Here is a 17,873-nt window from a genome sequence, read left to right as displayed (position 1 = left end):
AACGGGGAGGATCGATGTTCGCGCTCGTGCTCGGCGCGGTGCGGACCCGGACCGCACAGGTGCTGACGATTCTGGTGCTGGCCACCGTCGCGGCCGCCGTCGCGGTGGCCGGGCCGTGGTTCGCCTATGCCTCGGCCGACAGGTCGGCGACCGCCGACCTGGCGGCGGCCGGCGCCGCCGAGCGGGTGCTCACCGCCCAGCGCGGGGTGAACACCGCGGGCGATCCGGCCGGCGCGCTGACGGCGTTCGCCGGCCGGGTCCGCGACCGGTTGCGCCTGCCGATCGGTGAGCCGGTCACCGGCCTGTTCGCCTCGCTGACCCTGGTGCGCGGCGCGTCCGGGGTGCCGGTGCGAGTGGCGTTCCGGGACGGGTTCTGCGAGCACGCCCGCCTCGACGGCCGGTGCCCGTCGGCGCCGGGCGAGGCGGCGATCAGCGAGGAGTCGGCGCGGCGGCTCGGCGTCGGGCGGGGCGGCACGCTGGAGACGCAGACCTCGATGGTCTCCGGGACGGTCACCGTCCGGGTCGTCGCGCTCTACACCCGGCAGGACCCGGACGGGCCCTACTGGGCGAGCGATCCGTTCCGTGGCTCCGGCGGGCTCGACCCGGTCTTCGTCCCGGTCGCCACGTTCCGCGACAAGACTCTGTGGACCGCGACGAGCGTCTACGACGTCGTCCTGCCGGACGCCATGATCCGCGGCGACCGGGCGCTGGCCGCCGAGCTGGCCGCCGCCGACGGCCGGCTCGGCGTCGACGAGGTGCAGCTCAGCACGAACACCCGCCGGCTGCTCGGCACCATCGCGCGGGACCGGTCCACGGTGCTGCGCGGCGTGCTCACCGCCGGGGTGCAGCTGGTCGTGCTCACCTGGTTCGCGATCGGCCTGGCCGGGCGCTACACGTCCCGGGCCCGGCGCGCGGACGCCGCGCTGCTCAAACTGCGCGGCGTCGGCCGTTCCGGGGTGCTCCGGCTGGTCTGGGGCCAGCACCTGGTGCCGCTCACGCTCGGTGTGCTGCTCGGCGCCCCGATCGGCGTCCTGCTGGCCCGGGTCCTGATCGGCGGGGTCCCCGGCGCCGGTGACCGGTCCGCCGCGCTGACCTGGTCGGCGGTCGCGGCCGGCGCGGTGCTGCTCGGCGGCCTGGCGGTGCTGGCCCTGATCGAGGCCGCGGTGCTGCGCCGGCCGGTGGCGGCGCTGCTGCGCCCGGTGGCCCCCGGTGGCAACCCGTGGTGGGCCGCCCTGGCCGACGCGCTGCTGCTCGCCGTCGCCGCGGCCGCGCTCTTCCAGGCCCGGTCCGGGAGCGCCGCGGTGGGCGTCGACGCTGCCGCGCCGGCCCTCGTCGCCCTGGCCGTCGGGCTGCTCGCGGCCCGGCTGCTGGGGCGGGTCGCGGCCCGCGCCGGTCGCGCGGCACTGCGCGGCGGCCGGCTGCGGCTCGGCCTGAGCGCCCTGCAACTGTCCCGCTCGGCCGGCGCGGAGCGTCTCTTCGCGCTGGTCGTGGTCGGCGTGGCCGGGTTCCTGACGGCGGCCGGCGGTCAGTGGGCGGAGGGCGCGGCCCGCACCGAGCGCAGCACCGCCGACCTGGGCGCGGTCCGGGTCCTCACGGTGCCCGGCACCAACCGCACCGCGCTCGTCGAAGCGGTTCGCCGGGCCGACCCGGGTGGCCGGGCGGCGATGGCCGCCGTGGTCAGCCAGGACAGCGAGGTGCGGGTGCTCGAGGTGGACACCACCCGGCTCGCCGCGATCGCCGCCTGGCGCCCGGACTACGGCCCGGTCACCGCGCTGCCGCTGGCCACCGCCGCGGCGAACCAGGGCGGCCTGCCACCGATCACCGGCGACCGGCTGACCCTGCGCTACCGGCGGGACGGGTCGCAGCCGGTGGCGCTGAGCCTGAGCCTGCGGCACGAGGCCACCGGGGCGCCGGTCACCGTCTCGTTCGGGGTGCTGGGCGCCGGCGAGCGGACCGTCGACGTGCCGGTCGGTGGCTGCGCCGAGGCGCCCGGCTGCCAGATCGTCAACTGGTCGCTCACCTCGGCACCCGATCGGACCGGCCGCACCCGGCCACCGCCGCCCGGTGCCGCGGTCACCGTTCGCGAGCTGCGCCAGGACGGGGCCGAGCCGGTGGTGCTGGACGTTACGACACTGGGCGACATCGCCAGGTGGCGGCCCGGCACGGTCGGGTCGGCGCTGGACGTGGCCGCCACCGGCGGCGCGCTGCGCCTGATCGCCGACCGGAACTCCGGTGGCCAGCAGCACGTCGGCGCCGAGCTGTGGGCGGCCGGGACGCGCGGGCCGCTGCCGGTGGTGCTGGCCGGCCCCACCCCGGAGGCGTGGCGGTACTCGGACGCGCTGCTGGAGGCGTACGGGGAACCGGCCCCGGTCCAGGTGACCGCCACCGTCCCGGCGCTCCCGGTGGTCGGGCGGTCCGGGGTGCTGGTCGACCTGGACGCCACCCGGCGGCTGTCCGGGGTCGCCGACCCGGGCGGCGAGTTCCAGGTCTGGCTGGCCCCGGGCGCCCCGTCCGGGATCGTCGACGCGCTCACCGCCGCCGGCCTGACCATCGGCACCGACACCACCGCCGGGCAGCTCGCCGAGCGCCTGCGCGGGCAGGGCCCGGCCGCGGTGGTCCGGTTCGCGCTGCTGACCGGGACGGCGGCGATGCTGCTGGCCGCGGTGACCGTCGCGGTCGGCATCGCCGCCGAGCGGCGCTCGCTCGCCGACCAGCTGACCGCGCTGCGCCGGCAGGGACTGCCCGCCCGGGTCGCGGTGGGGGCCGGCTATTCCGGCCCGGCCGCGCTGATCGTCACCGGCGTGCTGACCGGTGTGCTGGCCGCGATCCTGAGCGTGGCGGCGACCGGCACCCCGGTGCCGGCCTTCACCGACGGCTGGCGGGTGCTGTCCACGCCGGCGCCGCTGTCGCCCGGCGTGGTGACACTTGCCGCGCTGGCCGCCCTGATCCTGTTCGGCCTGGTGGGCTGGCTCGCGTTGCGCCCCCTGATCCGGGGGTTGCACCGATGCTGACGCTGGTCCTGGCGATGGTCTGGCACCGCCGCGGCCAGGCGGTCACGCTCGCCCTGCTGTCGCTGCTGGCGGTCGCCTCGGCGGTGGCCGCCCCGGCGTACCTGATCGCCGCCGACCGGGCGGTCGCGGCCGGGCAGGTCGCCACCGCGTCCACCGGCGAGCTGACCCTTACCGTCCGCGGCGTGCAGGACGCGACGGCCGGCGGCGGCACCGACGACTTCGCCAACCTCGGCGGCACCCTGATCGCGCTGCCCGGCTTCCGCTACTTCTACTCCGCCGAGACGCCGACCGTCGGGCTGGAGAAAACTGACCGGTACCCGACCCGGCTGGTCTTCCGGCAGGACGTCTGCGCCCACGTCACGATAGTGGCTGGCCGCTGCCTGTTCGGCGAGAGCGACGTGCTGCTCGGCGAGCGGACCGCGGACCGGCTCGGCCTGGCCCCGGGCGACGAGATCACCCTGGCCGCCGCCAGCCCGGACGGCTCCGCCGGCGTCCCGCGCTTCGTGCCGGCCGGCAAGCCGAAAGCGCTGGTCGTGGCGGGGACCTATCGAGCCGTGCAGCCCGGCGGGACGTACTGGGGGCGGCACGGCTACTTCGTCGGCGGCGCCGACGTCGGCTCCGGCGAGCCGGTCTTCACCACCTCGATGACCATGCCCGCCACCGACCGGGTGCGCACCGAGATGGCGATCGACGGGGTCGCCGCCCCGGGGGTGCTCGACGTGCACCGGATCGACGGCCTGCGCGCCGAGCTGCGCCGCCTCGACCAGGCCGCCGCCGAGCTCGACGACACCCTGCAGATCGACACCGACATCCCGGAACTGCTGGACCGGATCGACGAGGGCCGGGCCGCGTCCCGGCTGCTGGTCCCGGTGCTGGCCGTGCCGCTGGTGCTGCTCGCCTGCTTCAGCATCCACCTGACCGTCGGCTACGGCGCCGACGGCCGGCAGAGCGAGCTGGCGGTGGTCGCGCTGCGCGGCGCCCGGTGGTGGTCGCGCTGGTGGCTGGCGGCGGGGGAGAGCCTGGTCGCGGTGCTGGCCGGCGCGCTGGCCGGCTGCCTCGCCGGGCAGGTCCTGATCAACGCGGTGGCCGCCGTCCGGTTCCCCGGCGTCGGCCAGGCCGCCGACTGGTCCTCGCTGCGCTACGCCCCGATCGCCGCCCTGATCGCGCTGCTCGCCGCGGTCGCCGCCCAGCGACGCCAGCTCACCCGCCCGGTCGCCGCGCTGCTCCGGCGGATTCCCGCGCCGGGCGCCGGCCGGGTCCCGTTCGGCGAGGCGGTGCTGCTGGTGCTCGCCGTGCTGACCGGCGTCCAGCTGGTGCTGTCGGACGGCTCGCTGACCGGCATCGGGCTGTTCGCGCCCGCCCTGATCCTGCTCACCCTGGCCCTGCTGCTGTCCCGGGCGCTGCTGCCGGTGCTCGGCCGGTTCGCCGCCGGGGCGCTCCGCCGCGGCCGCCTCGGCCCGGCCCTGGCCGGCCTGCAGGTCACCCGCCGGCCCGGCGCGTCCCGGCTGTTCGCGCTGCTGGTGGCGGCCGCCGCGGTGGCCGGCTACGCGGCCTGTGCCATCGACACCGGGGCGCGCGGGCGGGACACCCAGGCCCGGCTCGGCTCCGGCGCGGCCCGGGTGCTGACCGTGCAGCCGGTCTCCGCCCGGCAGCTGCTGGCCGCGGTGCGCGGGGCCGACCCGGACGGGCGGTGGGCGATGGCGGTCACCCAGCTCTCCAGCGGCACCGACGTCCCGGTGGCCGGGCTCGCCGTGGACAGCCGGGCGCTGGCCGCCGTGGCGACCTGGCCGCTGGACGCCGAGTCGCCGGCCACCGTGGCGCAGCGGCTGCGCCCGGTCGAGGCGGAACCGACGGTGATCGAGGGGCCGGAACTCGCCGTCGACGTCACCAGCGACAGCGATCGGCTCCAGCTCAGCGTCAGCGTCTCCTCCCCGGACGGCGAGGCGACCGTCGACCTCGGGCGGCTGCGGGCCGGGCGCGCGACGTACCGGCAGCAGCCACTGGTCTGCCGCCACGGCTGCCGGATCAACGGGCTGCAGGTCGGCGGCAGCGGGGCGACACAGGTCAAGGCGCGGATGACGATCCACTCGCTGGGGGACCGGTGGCTGGCCGGCAAGTCCGGCGAGCTGACCACCGGGCCGGACGGCGTCACCCTCGCGGTGACCGTCGCACCCTCCTACGGCGAGGTGGCCCGGCTGCGGCCCGCCGGGGTGCCGGATCCGCTGCCCATCGCGTACGCCGGAGCGGCCCCCGAGGCGATCAAGGGGCTGGCCGACGACACCCTGCGCGTCGATCCGGTCGCCGCGCTGCCGGCCGTGCCGCAGCTGGGCCGGCGAGCGTACCTGGTGGACCTGGGATACACCGGGCTGCTCACCTCCGGGACCAGACGCGCCCAGGCCGCGCAGGTGTGGCTGAACCCGGCGGCGCCGCCGGACGTGGTGGACCGGCTCACCGCGCAGGGGCTGACGGTGGTGGACGACACCGGGACGGCGGCGGTGCGGGAGCGGCTGGACCGGCAGGGGCCGGCGCTGTCGCTGGGGTTCTATCTGCTGGCGGCCGGGCTGGCGACGCTGCTCGGGGTGGGCGCGCTGGTGCTGACCGTCGCGGTGGATCGCGGGCGGCGCACCGAGGACCTGGTGGCGATGCGGATCCAGGGGCTGCGGCGGGGGCCGGCGGGGCAGGCGACGTTCTGGACCTATCCGGTGCTGGTGACGGCCGCGGTGCTGGTGGGCATGCTGGTCGGGGTGGCCGGCTGGCGGTTGACCGGGTGGGCGTTGCCGCTCGCCGGGGTGAACCCACCGGACCTGCCGTTGCCGGGTCAGCCCCGATGGGGTGTGCTGCTCTGGTGGACGGGTGCGGTCCTGCTGCCCTACCTGGTGGCGGCCGTGGCCGGCGGGCGGGATCTCCGCCGCCGGGTCGGTTAGGCGGCGTTTCGGCAGCCGGCCGAGCGCGCGGCGGCGTGCGGCGGCGTCCGGTGTCCGGCGTCCGGCGTGCGGCGTGCGGCGGCGTCCGGCGTGCGCTGCGATTCGGCGTGCGGTGCGGTTAGGTGTGCGGCGAGGGTCGGCGTGCGGTGCGGTTAGGTGTACGGCGGCTGCTGCCGGGCGCGATGCGGGTCCACGCCGTAGCCTCGGTCTAGAGGTGACTCCGAGCCTCCGTGGTGCGGCGTGCGGGATCGCGGCCGGGTGAGGACCCGGAGACGGGCTAGCGGTTCGACGAAGATTTCGCCAGGGCCGAAAGACTCTGGCGCGGATTGATCCATCGGGTGGTCCGGATCCGTTCTCGTGCATAAGAAGCTGTGCGAGGGCTGTGAAGGAGGTTCGTGTGGCCGCCACCGAACGGAGATGGATCGGGCTCGTCTTCGCCGTCCTGGCGCTGGTCCTGTTGCAGTCTCAGGCCGCCCAGGCGAGCGAGCCGGGGGTGCCGGACCCACCGAACCAGTTGATCACCGACACCGGGGACGGCGCGGTCTCCGCGGCCGACCGGGACTTCGTGGTGAAGGTCCGGCTGGCCGGTCTGTGGGAGATTCCGGCCGGTCAGATGGCGCAGGAGAAGTCGAAGGACCCGCGGATCCAGCAGATCGGCAAGAACATCGCCGCCCAGCACGTGGTGCTGGACCGGATGGACCGGGCCGCCGCCAAGAAGCTGGGCATCACGCTGCCCAACGCGCCCAACGCCGATCAGCAGGGCTGGCTCGGCGAGATGCGCAACGCCGAAGGGGCCGATTTCGACCAGATCTACATCGACCGGCTGCGCGCCGCGCACGGCAAGATTTTCCCGGCGATCGCGACGATCCGGGCCAGCACCCGCAACGACAGCGTGCGGAAGCTGGCGCAGCGGGCCAACCAGTTCGTGATGACCCACATGACCCTGCTGGAGAGCAGCAACATCGTCGACTTCGCCGCGCTGCCCACCGCGCCGCCGCCGGCCGCCGCCACGACCTCGGCGGCTGCGCCCGCACCGGCGCTCGCCGCGGTCGGCACGAACCAGAGCTCGGGCGGCCTCAGCTCCCCGCTGGTCATCGTGGTGGTGGTCGCCAGCTTCGGCGCGGCGCTGCTGTTCACCCGGAAGATGTGGCCCGGCCAGCGCCGCCGGCGCCGCTATTACTGACGATCCGCCCGGCGGTCGCCGGGCGGTCCGGGGGCGGGACTGCCTCGCGCTGCTCGGCGGGACTCCGCACAGGCGTACCGAATCGGGTTTGGCGTGATGCTGGATCCGTGACCGCCGAGCGGGCCGGATCCGCGCCGGAGGCCGCGCGGACCGTCAGGCGGCCTCGGTGCCGCCGGGGACCAGCGTGACCTCGCCGTCCACGTGCTGGACGGTGAACAGGGTGCCGGGCGGATAGGAGCCCAGCACCTCCGGCGGCAGCTGGACCGTGCCGTCCCCGGCGACCACGGCGAAGTCCTGGCCGTCGCGGCCCTCCGCGCCGACCCGGCCGTCGCGGATGGTGACCGCGCGGCCCAGGCGGGAGCCGACCTCGTTGTCGTGGGTGACCACCACGATCGTGGTCTCCCGTTCCTGGTTCACCGTTTCGAGTGCGTCCAGGACCTCGTCGCGGCCGGCCGTGTCCAGGCGGCTGGTCGGCTCATCGACCAGCAGCAGTCCCGGGCCGGTGGCGATGCCGACGGCCAGGGCGGCGCGCTGCCGGCCACCCGGGGTGAGGTCGGCCAGCTTGCGGCGGCCCTGACCGGGCAGGCCGACCAGGTCCAGGATGCGGTCCGGATCGTCGAGCTTGATGCCGCGGGTGTGCGCGGCGCGGCGCTGGGCCAGCCAGATGTTGCGGTGCAACGTGGCATAGGGCAGCAGGTTGCGGGCGGCGCCCTGGAGGACCACGCCGACCTCGGTGCCGCGCAGCCGGGAGATCTCCGCGTCGGAGAGCTTGCCCATGTCGTAGGTGCCCACGTTGATCCGGCCGGCGGACGGGCGCATCAGGCCCGCGAGCAGCGCGATCAGGGTGGACTTGCCGGACCCGGAGGGCCCGACCAGGGCGAGTGTCTCGCCCGGTGCGATGGAGAGGTCAACCCCGGCCAGGGCCACCACGTCCCCCGCCTCGGCGCGGTAGATGTGCACCACCCGCCGGCACGCGACCGCCAGTCCGTTCATGAGAGCACGCTAACGGTGCCGGACCGTCCCTGACGACCCCGTAACCGGGGCACCTAGCATGTGGCCGTGCGCGACATCGCCGTCTTCACCGGATCTGCCCATCCTGAACTGGCCGCGGAGATCTGCGAGCATCTCGCGGTCCCGCTGATGCCGACCAAGATCTCCCGGTTCGCCAACGACTGCATCGAGGTGCAGCTGCAGGGGAACTGCCGGGAACGGGACGTGTTCCTGATCCAGCCGCTGGTCCCTCCGACCCAGGAGCATCTCGCCGAGCTGCTCTTCATGCTCGACGCCGCCCGGGGTGCGTCGGCCGGCCGGATCACCGTGGTCCTGCCGCACTACGCCTACGCCCGGTCCGACAAGAAGGACGCCCCCCGCATCTCGATCGGCGGCCGCCTGGTCGCCGACCTGCTGACCACCGCCGGCGCCGACCGGGTGCTGGCCATGACCCTGCACTCGCCGCAGGTGCACGGCTTCTTCAGCATCCCGGTCGACCACCTGCACGCGCTGCGCGAGCTGGCCCACCACTTCCGCGGCTACGACCTGAGCAACACCGTGGTGGTCTCCCCGGACCTGGGCAACGCCAAGGAGGCCGCGGCGTTCGCCAGGCTGCTCGGCATCGAGGTGGCGGCCGGCGCCAAGCAGCGGTTCGCCGACGACAAGGTGGTGATCAACTCGATCATCGGTGAGGTCGCCGACCGGGACGTGATCGTGCTGGACGACGAGATCGCCAAGGGCAGCACGGTGTTCGAGCTGCTCGACCGCCTGCGCGAGCGGAACGTGCGCAGCGTCCGGGTGGCCTGTACGCACGGCCTGTTCACCAACGACGCGGTGCGCCGGCTGGCGGCCGAGAAGGAGATCGAGGAGATCGTCTGCACCAACACGGTGCCGATCCCGGCCGCCAAGCGGCACGAGAAACTCACCGTGATCTCGGTGGCGTCGGCGCTGGCCGAGGCGATGCGCCGGATCCACAACGGCGAGTCGGTGAGCGCTCTCTTCCACTAAGTTCGCCGAACACCCCGCACGCCAGTCACTTAACCCGAAAAATGTGCACATGGGTGTCATGGCTTACCCCCTCCGGTACGCGCTCGCCGACCTTGCCCTCGCGCTCAGCCGCGCCGTGGCGGACCCGGTCGAGGTGCGGTCCACCGCCGCCCGTGCCGCCGCCGACATGATCGGTGACGGCGCGGGCGTCCAACTGCTGCGCGACGACGGCGAGTACGAGCCGATCGCGTACCACCACGTGGAGGACGACCGTTCCGGCCCGCTGGCCCGGGTGCTGGACCGGGCCGGCCAGGCACCCGACGACGAGTACTCGACCACGCTCGCCGCCAGCCGGCGCCCGATCGTGCTGGCTGGTGACTCGGCCGCCGCCCTGGCCACGCCGGAGCAGGGGATCACGGCAGCGGTGCTCAGCCCGGTCATCGTGGACAACACGTACGCCGGGTACCTGATCCTGACCCGGCACACCCCCGACGCGTTCTACTCGACCCCCGAGGTGGAGCTGGCCCGCGACATCGCCGGCGAGCTGTCCCTCGCGGTGTCCAGCGCCCGCGCCCAGGAACGGCTGCGCGCCGCCGAGGAGCGGTACCGCCGGGTGCTGGAGACCATCCCGGAGGGCGTGCTGCAGCTCGACCCGGAAGGGGTGGCCACCTACGCCAACGAGCCGATCGGCGTGGTCCTCGGCATGCCCCGCAGCGAGCTGATCGGCGTGTCGCTGCGCGGCTTCCTGGACAACGTGGGCCAGAAGGAGCTGGACCGCCGGATCGCCGAGTGCAAGCAGGGCCGGTCCACCGTCGGCGCCGGTCGGCTGATGCGCGCCGACGGGTCGCGGCGCAGCGTGCGGATGAGCATGATGCCGGTCCGCGACGACCACGGCGACTTCGGCGGCGTGCTGTGCATGATCACCGACACCACCGACCACATCGACGCCCGCGGCCTCAAACGGCAGCTCGACCACCTGCGCCGGCTGGACAGCCTGGGCCAGCTGATCGGCGGCCTGTCACACGACTTCAACAACCTGATGACGGTGGTGGCCGGCTCGGCCGACATGATCCTCAGCCAGTCCGAGGAGGGCAGCCAGCAGCACCAGCTGGCCCAGGACATCATGGACGCGGTGGCCACCGGGCGGACGCTCACCCATCAGCTGCTCGCGTTCGGGCGCAGCGAGGGGAACCGGCCGGAGGTCATCCCGATCCCGGACCTGCTGACCGACGTACAGTCGCTGTTCAGCCGCACCCTGGGCGAGCGGATCGGCCTCGACCTCACCTTCAATCCGGACGTCTGGCCGGTCCGGGCCGAGCGCGGTCCGCTGGAACAGGCGCTGGTGAACCTGGCGGCGAACGCCCGGGACGCGATGCTGCACGGCGGCATGCTGCGGGTGGCCGCCACCAACGAGGTGGTCGAGCCCGGCCAGCTGGCCGAGGGCGCGCCCACCGGCAAGCTGGTGCACCTGGTGGTGACCGACACCGGCACCGGCATGGACGAGGCGATCCGCAAGCGGGCCCTGGAACCGTTCTTCACCACCCGCCCGACGGCGGCCGGCCTGGGCCTGGCCACCACCGCCGGCATCGTGCAGAACCTGGGCGGGCACATCGAGCTGGAGTCGCAGCCGCGGATGGGCACCACCGTGCACATCTACCTGCCGGCCGCCGAGGAGCGCCCGCAGCCGGCCGGGGAGCGCAAGGACAAGAACGCGGTGATCGGCCGGGTGCTGATCGTCGAGGACCAGCCGGACGTGGCGCAGCTGGTGCAGCGGCTGATCGCGCCGGCCGGTTACGAGATCGCGGTGGCCACCGACGCGCTGATGGCGGTCACCCAGGTGGCCTCCGGCGCCCGCCCGGACCTGCTGATCACCGACGTGGTGATGCCGACGATGACCGGCCCGGAACTGGCCGGCGCGCTGCGCACCCACCAGCCGGACCTGCCGGTGCTCTACATGTCCGGTTACACGGCCGCCTCGCTCGGCCCGCAGCTGCACCTCGACGAGAACAGCATGCTGCTGGAGAAGCCGTTCACCAGATCGACGCTGCTGGGCGCGATCCGCTCGTTGTGCGGCCCCCAGCCCACCCGAGAGTAGACCGATTCACGGTACGCCCGGAGCACCGTCCCCGAGCGCACCCACCCCTCCGACCGCTCCCGATGGTGGTCCCCCGTCCCGTGAGGCAACCGTGGTGGCCAGCCGAGTGGCCGCGGCTTGTCCTGGTGGTGGTCTCGCGGGGTGTGAGGGGACCGTGGTGGCCAGCCGGGTGGTTGCGGCTGGTCGTGGTGGTGGTGTCGTGGGTTGTGAGGGGACCGTGGTGGCCAGCCGGGCGGCCGCGGCTGGTCCTGATGGTGGTCTCGCGGGGTGTGAGGGGACCGTGGTGGCCAGCCGGGTGGTTGCGGCTGGTCGTGGTGGTGGTGTCGCGGGTTGTGAGGCAACCGTGGTGGCCAGCCGGGCGGCCGCGGCTGGTCCTGATGGTGGTCTCGCGGGGTCTGAGGCAACCGTGGTGGCCAGCCGGGCGGTTGCGGCTGGTCGTGGTGGTGGTCTCGCGGGGTGTGAAGGGACCGTGGTGGCCAGCCGGGCGGCTGCGGCTGGTTGTGGTGGTGGTGTCGTGGGGTCTGAGGGGACCGTGGTGACCAGCCGGGTTTGACCGGGAGGGGCGGCGGGCCCGCACGACACGCGTGGCGGCCGGAAGGGGGCCGGGCCTCGCGAGCCGACGGCCACGGGACTCCGAGTCGTACCGGAAAATGGCGATCGGAAGCCGAAGCGGACCGCGATCCGTCGTGCCGGAAGAAGTCGAAGCGGACCGCGATCCGTGCCGGAAGGCGCCATAGGGACCGCGATCCGGTCTGTACGGGGGAACGAGCGCTGGCGGAATCCGTGACGGCGAGCGTGGGAGTCCTCCCGGACCGTGCGAATCTGCGGCGGGGGACTTGCCAGCTCATCCGGACAAAACGCAGTATTCCGGGGCACTGCCGTCAGGTGGAAGGAACCCCGGACTGATGCAGGATCCCACGGACAGCGTGGAACTTGCCGGACGCTCGGTCGGAAATTCGTACCGGTTGGTGAAACCGATCGGGCAGGGCGCGACCGGCACCGTCTGGCAGGGTGTGGACAGCGCCACCGAGGAACCCGTCGCGGTCAAGCTGCTGCACGAGAGCCTGCTGCGCCAGCCCCGGCTGGTCACCCGGTTCGTGCAGGAACGGACCATCCTGCTGATGCTGCGGCACCGCAACGTGGTGCGGGTCCGCGACCTGTTCAGCGTCGGCGAGACGCTCGGCCTGGTGATGGACCTGGTGGCCGGCGGCAGCCTGCGCGACCACCTGGAACGGGTGCGGACCGTCGCCCCGGCCGAGGCGGCCCGGCTCGCCGCGCAGGTCGCCGACGCCCTCGCCGAGGCGCACGAGCTGGGGATCATCCACCGGGACCTGAAACCGGACAACATCCTGGTGCTGGAGCGCGACGGCCGGCTCGAGACCCGGCTCACCGACTTCGGGATCGCCCGGATCCTCAACGTGCCCAGCATGACCACGCCGAACGCGGTGGTCGGCACGCCGCACTACATGGCGCCGGAGGCGTTCCACGGCGTCACGCCCAGCCCGGCCACCGACGTGTACGCCCTCGGCGTGCTCCTCTACGAGCTGGTCTCCGGGCAGCCGCCCTACCTCAGCGACTCGGTCCCGGAGCTGATGCGCCTGCACGCCGAGGGCCGCCCGCACCGCCGCCGGGGCATCCCGGACGAGCTGTGGAAACTGATCCGGGCCTGCCTGCACGCCAAGCCCCGGCAGCGCCCGGCCGCCCCGGCGCTGGTCCGCGACCTGCGCCTGCTGTCCCGCAAACTGGCCGGGATCGCGGCGCTGCCGCCGCCCCCGCCACCCCGCCTGGCGCCGGCCGACCCGGACGACATGGCGGTGGACCCGCCCGAACTGCGCGACGGGATCCGGCTGCCGGGGCGGCATGCCGTGCCGCAGGCGCGCCGGCCCCGGAACGTGGCCCCGCGACACCGGTGGCTCCGGTCCAGCGCCCTGATCGCCGTGCTGGCCGGGGTGCTGCTCGCCACCGGCATCGCCACGTCGTGGTGGCACCCGGGCCTCGAGCCGCACGTTCAGCCGCAGGTGGCGTCCATGTCCAGCAAGCCGCACCCGGCCCGGGTCGCGCCGCACTCGCCGGCCCCGTCGCGGGCGCGGAAGAAGGCGGCGGTGCGAGTGAAACGACCCGCTGCCCGGCCGCATCGGACGACCCGGTCGCCGGAGCCGGAGGCATACGGGCCCTGGCAGTGCGCCCAGGGTTTCGTCATCGACCTGTCCACCCGCAGCCCGCTGGTCCCGCGCCCGTGCCACTCGGTCGGCCGGAACGTGCGCTTCCAGGCGTCGCTGACCGCGCCGGCCGGCGGTCGCGCCGACATCGAGGTGACCCTGCGGGACGCCGACACCGGGACCACCGTGGCCGGGCCGACCAGGTGTGCCGGCCTGACGTTCACCCGGGGCGCGATGACGAGGGAGTGCGGTCCGGCGGGGGCGGCGCCACGGCGGGGGCGCGACTACACGGTGGTGATGGCGTACCGGTACGAGCGCGACGGCCAGTCGTCGACCAACACCGCACGAGGCCGTGTCTTCACCTGGTGACGTAGCCCACTAAGATCCATCAATACCACGGGAGGGGGCTACCCGTCATGAGCTTCGACCTGTACGTCTGGCACGAGCCGGAGTCGATCACGCCGGCGATCGCAGAGACCAAACTGCGGCGCTGGCTCGAGGAGGAACCCGGGGTCTTCCGGCCGCACCCCGCGGTTCTGGCCATGCACGCGGCCCTGCTGGCGAGCTTCCCGCCGGACTCCGGCGCGTGGAGCGGCGCCCCGGTGCCGTCCGACCTGGTCCTGCACCTGACCGTGGACTGGTCCCGGGCCGGTGAGGTGGGCGCGGCGGTGGTCGCCCTGGCCCGCCAGCACGGACTGGTCTGCTACGAGCCGCAGTCGCACCTGCTCAACCCGAACGCGCCGAGCCACACCGCCGGCTTCACCCTGACGACGGCGGCCGGCCCGGACATCCCGGACCCGACCCCGGACCGGATCGCGCGGATGGTCGGCCGGCTCGGCCCGGATGACCACTTCGCGATCCTGGAGCGGGCGGACGGGTGGTTCGTGCAGGTGGGTTACGGCCCGGCGGCCGGGGCCGCGCCGGGGGAGTACGCCCTGGAGTACCGGGAGGGCGGCCCGGAACGGCACTTCCGCACCGAGACGGCCGACCGGGCCGAGGCGGAGCGGCTGCTCGTCGAGTTCCTCGCCGGCGACGAGGCCTGGAAGCGCCGGCACGTCTGGCGCCGGCTGTTCGGCTGACGTCGCGGCTCAGCGGTTCCGGACGACCTCGGCGAGCATCCGCACGAACTCGGGGTCGTCCTCCGGCCCGACCGGCGCGCTGCGCACCGCGGCGGGCGCTACCTCGCCGGCGCTCGCCCGCCCGGCCCGGAACCAGGCGATCGCCCCGGCCACCGGGCAGCAGAGCACCAGCAGCAGCCAGGCGCCGCGCGGGAAGTGCCGCACCCGGGACTCGTCGGTAGCCAGGCAGTCGATCGCCGCCACCACGACGAGCGCGACGGTGACCAGGAAGAGCAGCGTGTTGACTCGGGCCATGCCAGCGATCCTGCCCACCGCGGGCGGCAGTTCCGGTCACGGCGGGGTTGCGCTGACGTTGCCGCGGCGGCCGTTGGCTCGCCGCGGCAACCCGGGACCGGTCAGGCGGCGCTGGTCAGGGCGGGTAGGTAACCGTACGTGTAACCGCTGCTGTTCGGGTGGTAGGAGTTCTGCGGCGGGATGATCGTCAACCCGTTCAGGTACGGCCTCGAGGCGCACACACCGTGCCCCGCGAAGTTGTCCCGTACGTCGGAGTACGTGAACCCGGCCGCCGCCACCCGCGACTTGATCATGTCGTCGAGGGCCTGGGCGCCGCTGTTCAGCGCCTTCCGCTTGGTGGCGCTCATCTCGCAGAACGCCGCCGCGGTGTCGAAGATGTTCGGGTACGACAGCACCACCACCTTCGCCGCCGGCGCCTTCGCCCGGATGGCCCGGTAGGCGGCGTCGAGCTTGCCGGGCAGGGTGTTCGCGACGTACGCCTTGCCCGCGTTCACCTTGCTGACGCAGGTGGCGTCGCTGCTGGTCAGGCAGGTCAGCACGGTCGGCGCGAAGCCCGCGTCGTTGCCGCCGATGGTGATGCTGACCAGGTCGGCCCCGCTGCTCATGGCCGGCACCTGGGTGTTCACGACGTCGTCGGTGACCGCGCCGCTGCACGCCAGGAACTGGAAGGACGCCGGGCTGTTCTTCGCGGCCCACTGTGCCGCGTAGCTGTAGTTGCTGCGCAGGCAGCTGCCGCTTTGCCCGGGCGCGCCGACCCCGGACGAGTAGGAGTCGCCGAGGGCGACGTAGTCGGCGCCGGCCGCCTGGGCGGGGGAGGCGGCGACGGTGAGCGCGAGGATGGACGAGGAGACGAGACAGGCGAGGACGGTAGCCCTACTCATCGATGGCCTCCGGTATCCCGAGGGGATGGTGGGGCCGAAGCGCTTCGGTTACCGCACAGTAAGTCAAGGGCGTGAGAAATGGAATCCGGTGACTTTCCTGTTACAGGGTAGTAACATGCATCGATGTGACCTGGAGTTATGGCTCCGGGTGATGTTACATGAGCGGATTGTCACGAGTTCTCAACGGCTGCGGAGCCGCCCTTCAGCGTGTCTCCAGAAAACCGGGCTACGGTCGCCGGCATGGAAGAGAACCGGGCCCGCCGGGTCGTCGAGCGACTGCGCGAGCGCAACGTCTTCGCCCATCTGAAACTTCCGCACGCCGGCCTGACGCAATATGGCATCCGGGTCGTGCTCCCCGACGGTCGCGAGGCCATCTGGGACAACGACGGCACCGCCGGCCTCGAGGCGCAGGTCATGCGCGACGGTGTCCTGGTCGGTTTCGTCCCGTCGATCCCCGGCTCCGAGCACTTCACCGACGACGAGATCATCACCGCCGTCGCCACCGCCGACTACGACCGCCCGATCGGCCGTTCCACCCCAGCCCCGGGTGGCCGCCCGGCCCCGCCGCCGTCACCCTCCTCGCTCGCCCACCGCCTGCGCTCCGCGTTCAAACCCTGAAACCCGCTCTCGGGTACGCGATGAGCGCTCCGCCGGGCGAAAGGTAGGGTCTGCCCTACCCCGGGTGAAGGGCTCACCGTGTTCTCCGGGGCCCTCGTCTCGACCAGGCTCGACGGCATGCGGAACACCCCAGCCGTCGAGCTGATCGACGTCACGAAGAGCTACCCCGGCGTGCGCGCCCTGGCCGGTGTCTCGGCCACCTTCCCGGCCCCCCTCTACCGCCGGCCGTCCCGAGGTGATCTGCGCGGACGAGCCGACCGGCACCCTGGACCCGGCCGTCGGTCACGAGGTGCTCGGCCTTCTCGGTCCTCACCGCCACCTTGCCGGCCGAGCGATTCGCCGCTGTCTTGCTGGTCGTTTCCGGACCGCGCGAGGTCAGCCTGGAGACGGTCACCACCAAGTCCAAGAAGGAGGGCAAGACCAAGGTCAAGCGCAAGGTGCAGGCCGAGCGCCTGACTGGCGTGCCACCACCTCCGAGCCGTCCTCGCCTACCTCGACAGCCGGCACCTGAGCCACCCTCACCGGCCCGCCCGCAGCCGATCCGCCCCGCCCGCCGCCTCGGCGGACCCGTCGGCTCGCCCGGACGCCGAGCCGTGCCGTCGGCGCGCCGTGGTCCGGTGCGGGTCAGGCGGAGTCGCGCCAGATCACCGGCGTGGGGAGCAGCTGGCCGGCCGGGGTGGGCTGCTCCCCGGAGAGCTGGCGGAGGATCAGTTGAGCGGCGACGGCGCCGATCTCCTTGGCCGGCTGGTGGACGGTGGAGAGTTGGGGCTGGGTGCGGACCGCCCAGGTGCTGTCGTCGAAGCCGACCAGGCCGACGTCGCCCGGGACCGTGCGGCCGGCCTCGCGCAGGGTTTCCAGGGCGCCGGCGGCGATCGCGTCGGAGGCGGCGAAGACGCCGTCGATGGCCGGGTCGCGTTCCAGGAGCAGGCGCATGCCCTTCACCCCGGAGCCGTAGTCGTAGTGCGGGACCTCGGCGACCAGCTCCGGGTCGAAGGTCGCGCCGAGCGCCGCGCGGAACCCGGCCAGCCGGTCGATGCCGGAGTCCCGGTCCAGAGCGGCCGCGATCATGCCGATCCGGCGGCGGCCGGTGGCGGCGAGGCGGGCGGTGACGGCGCGGGCCGAGCCCTGGTTGTCGATGCCGACGTACGGAATGGTCCGCTCCAGGTCGGGCGGATGCCCGACGAACGCGGCGGGCAGCCGCAGGTCGCTGATCACCCGGATGATCGGGTCGTGGGTCCGGGCCGAGACGACGATCGCCCCGTCGACGAAGCCGCCGCTCAGGTAGCGGCCGACCCGTTCCATGTCGCGCGCCGACTCGACCACCAGGCTGACCATCTGGTGGTCGGCGAGGGAGAGAGCGGCGTTGGCGCCCAGCATGATCGCCCCGATGTTCGGGTCGTCGAGGAAGAGTGAGTGCGGCTCCAGGGCGACGAAGCCGACCGCCTGCGAGCGGCGCATCTTCAGGGTGCGGGCGGCCGTGTTCGGCACGTAGCCGACCTCGAGGATGGCGGCTTCGATGGCGGCGCGCGCCTCGGCGGAGACATATCCGCCGTTCAGGACGCGGCTGACAGTGCCCCGGGACACGCCCGCGGCGGCCGCGATGTCGTGCACCGTGGCGCGTTTCGGGGGCTGGGGCATGCGATCACGATAGC

At 73.8% G+C, this 17,873-nt stretch carries 12 protein-coding genes; 8 read left to right on the top strand and 4 right to left on the bottom strand.

Annotated elements, in window-relative coordinates; genetic code table 11:
* Positions 1–14: 14 nt before the first annotated feature.
* The 3 genes from Actob_RS35145 (at position 15) to Actob_RS35135 (ending at position 7,118) form a co-directional block, all read left to right on the top strand.
* Complete coding sequence (locus Actob_RS35145; protein WP_284916226.1) at positions 15–3,011, top strand: FtsX-like permease family protein; 2,997 nt, start codon at positions 15–17, stop codon at positions 3,009–3,011.
* On the top strand, positions 3,005–5,935 hold the full coding sequence (locus tag Actob_RS35140; RefSeq protein ID WP_284916224.1) for an FtsX-like permease family protein: 2,931 nt from the start codon (positions 3,005–3,007) through the stop codon (positions 5,933–5,935). Before Actob_RS35145 ends, Actob_RS35140 begins: the two co-directional genes overlap by 7 nt.
* A gap of 397 nt (positions 5,936–6,332) precedes the next feature.
* Positions 6,333–7,118 carry a DUF4142 domain-containing protein gene (locus Actob_RS35135; protein WP_284916223.1) on the top strand — a complete coding sequence of 262 codons (786 nt, stop codon included), beginning with the start codon at positions 6,333–6,335 and terminating at the stop codon, positions 7,116–7,118.
* 153 nt (positions 7,119–7,271) lie between these two features.
* Here the strand turns inward: Actob_RS35135 and Actob_RS35130 are convergent, their stop codons facing one another.
* Complete coding sequence (locus Actob_RS35130; protein ID WP_284916222.1) at positions 7,272–8,111, bottom strand: ABC transporter ATP-binding protein; 840 nt, start codon at positions 8,109–8,111, stop codon at positions 7,272–7,274.
* Between the two features lie 66 nt (positions 8,112–8,177).
* On the opposite strand from Actob_RS35130, the gene Actob_RS35125 reads away from it, so the two are divergent.
* From Actob_RS35125 to Actob_RS35110, 4 genes are all read left to right on the top strand, one after another.
* Positions 8,178–9,116 (top strand): ribose-phosphate diphosphokinase, encoded by a 939-nt coding sequence (locus tag Actob_RS35125; RefSeq protein WP_284916221.1) that lies wholly within the window; start codon positions 8,178–8,180, stop codon positions 9,114–9,116.
* A gap of 58 nt (positions 9,117–9,174) precedes the next feature.
* Entirely contained in the window at positions 9,175–11,190 is a 2,016-nt protein-coding gene (locus tag Actob_RS35120) for a hybrid sensor histidine kinase/response regulator (protein WP_284916220.1), read from the top strand.
* A 968-nt stretch (positions 11,191–12,158) separates the two neighbouring features.
* On the top strand, positions 12,159–13,718 hold the full coding sequence (locus Actob_RS35115; protein WP_284922443.1) for a serine/threonine-protein kinase: 1,560 nt from the start codon (positions 12,159–12,161) through the stop codon (positions 13,716–13,718).
* 47 nt (positions 13,719–13,765) lie between these two features.
* Positions 13,766–14,428 (top strand): hypothetical protein, encoded by a 663-nt coding sequence (locus tag Actob_RS35110; RefSeq protein WP_284916219.1) that lies wholly within the window; start codon positions 13,766–13,768, stop codon positions 14,426–14,428.
* A 9-nt stretch (positions 14,429–14,437) separates the two neighbouring features.
* Here Actob_RS35110 and Actob_RS35105 read toward each other — a convergent pair whose 3' ends face one another.
* Positions 14,438–14,722: a PLD nuclease N-terminal domain-containing protein gene (locus Actob_RS35105; protein WP_284916218.1), complete on the bottom strand. Its 285-nt coding sequence runs from the start codon at positions 14,720–14,722 to the stop codon at positions 14,438–14,440.
* Positions 14,723–14,823: 101 nt separating this feature from the next.
* Positions 14,824–15,603 (bottom strand): SGNH/GDSL hydrolase family protein, encoded by a 780-nt coding sequence (locus Actob_RS35100; RefSeq protein ID WP_284916217.1) that lies wholly within the window; start codon positions 15,601–15,603, stop codon positions 14,824–14,826.
* Positions 15,604–15,843: 240 nt separating this feature from the next.
* On the opposite strand from Actob_RS35100, the gene Actob_RS35095 reads away from it, so the two are divergent.
* Positions 15,844–16,221 carry a hypothetical protein gene (locus tag Actob_RS35095; protein ID WP_284916216.1) on the top strand — a complete coding sequence of 126 codons (378 nt, stop codon included), beginning with the start codon at positions 15,844–15,846 and terminating at the stop codon, positions 16,219–16,221.
* A gap of 624 nt (positions 16,222–16,845) precedes the next feature.
* Here the strand turns inward: Actob_RS35095 and Actob_RS35090 are convergent.
* Positions 16,846–17,859, bottom strand: a complete 1,014-nt coding sequence (locus Actob_RS35090) for a LacI family DNA-binding transcriptional regulator (RefSeq protein WP_284916215.1) — start codon at positions 17,857–17,859, stop codon at positions 16,846–16,848.
* Positions 17,860–17,873 lie beyond the last annotated feature (14 nt).

The organism is Actinoplanes oblitus (assembly GCF_030252345.1).
Lineage (GTDB): Bacteria > Actinomycetota > Actinomycetes > Mycobacteriales > Micromonosporaceae > Actinoplanes > Actinoplanes oblitus.
This window is presented reverse-complemented; position numbering and strand designations above follow the sequence as displayed.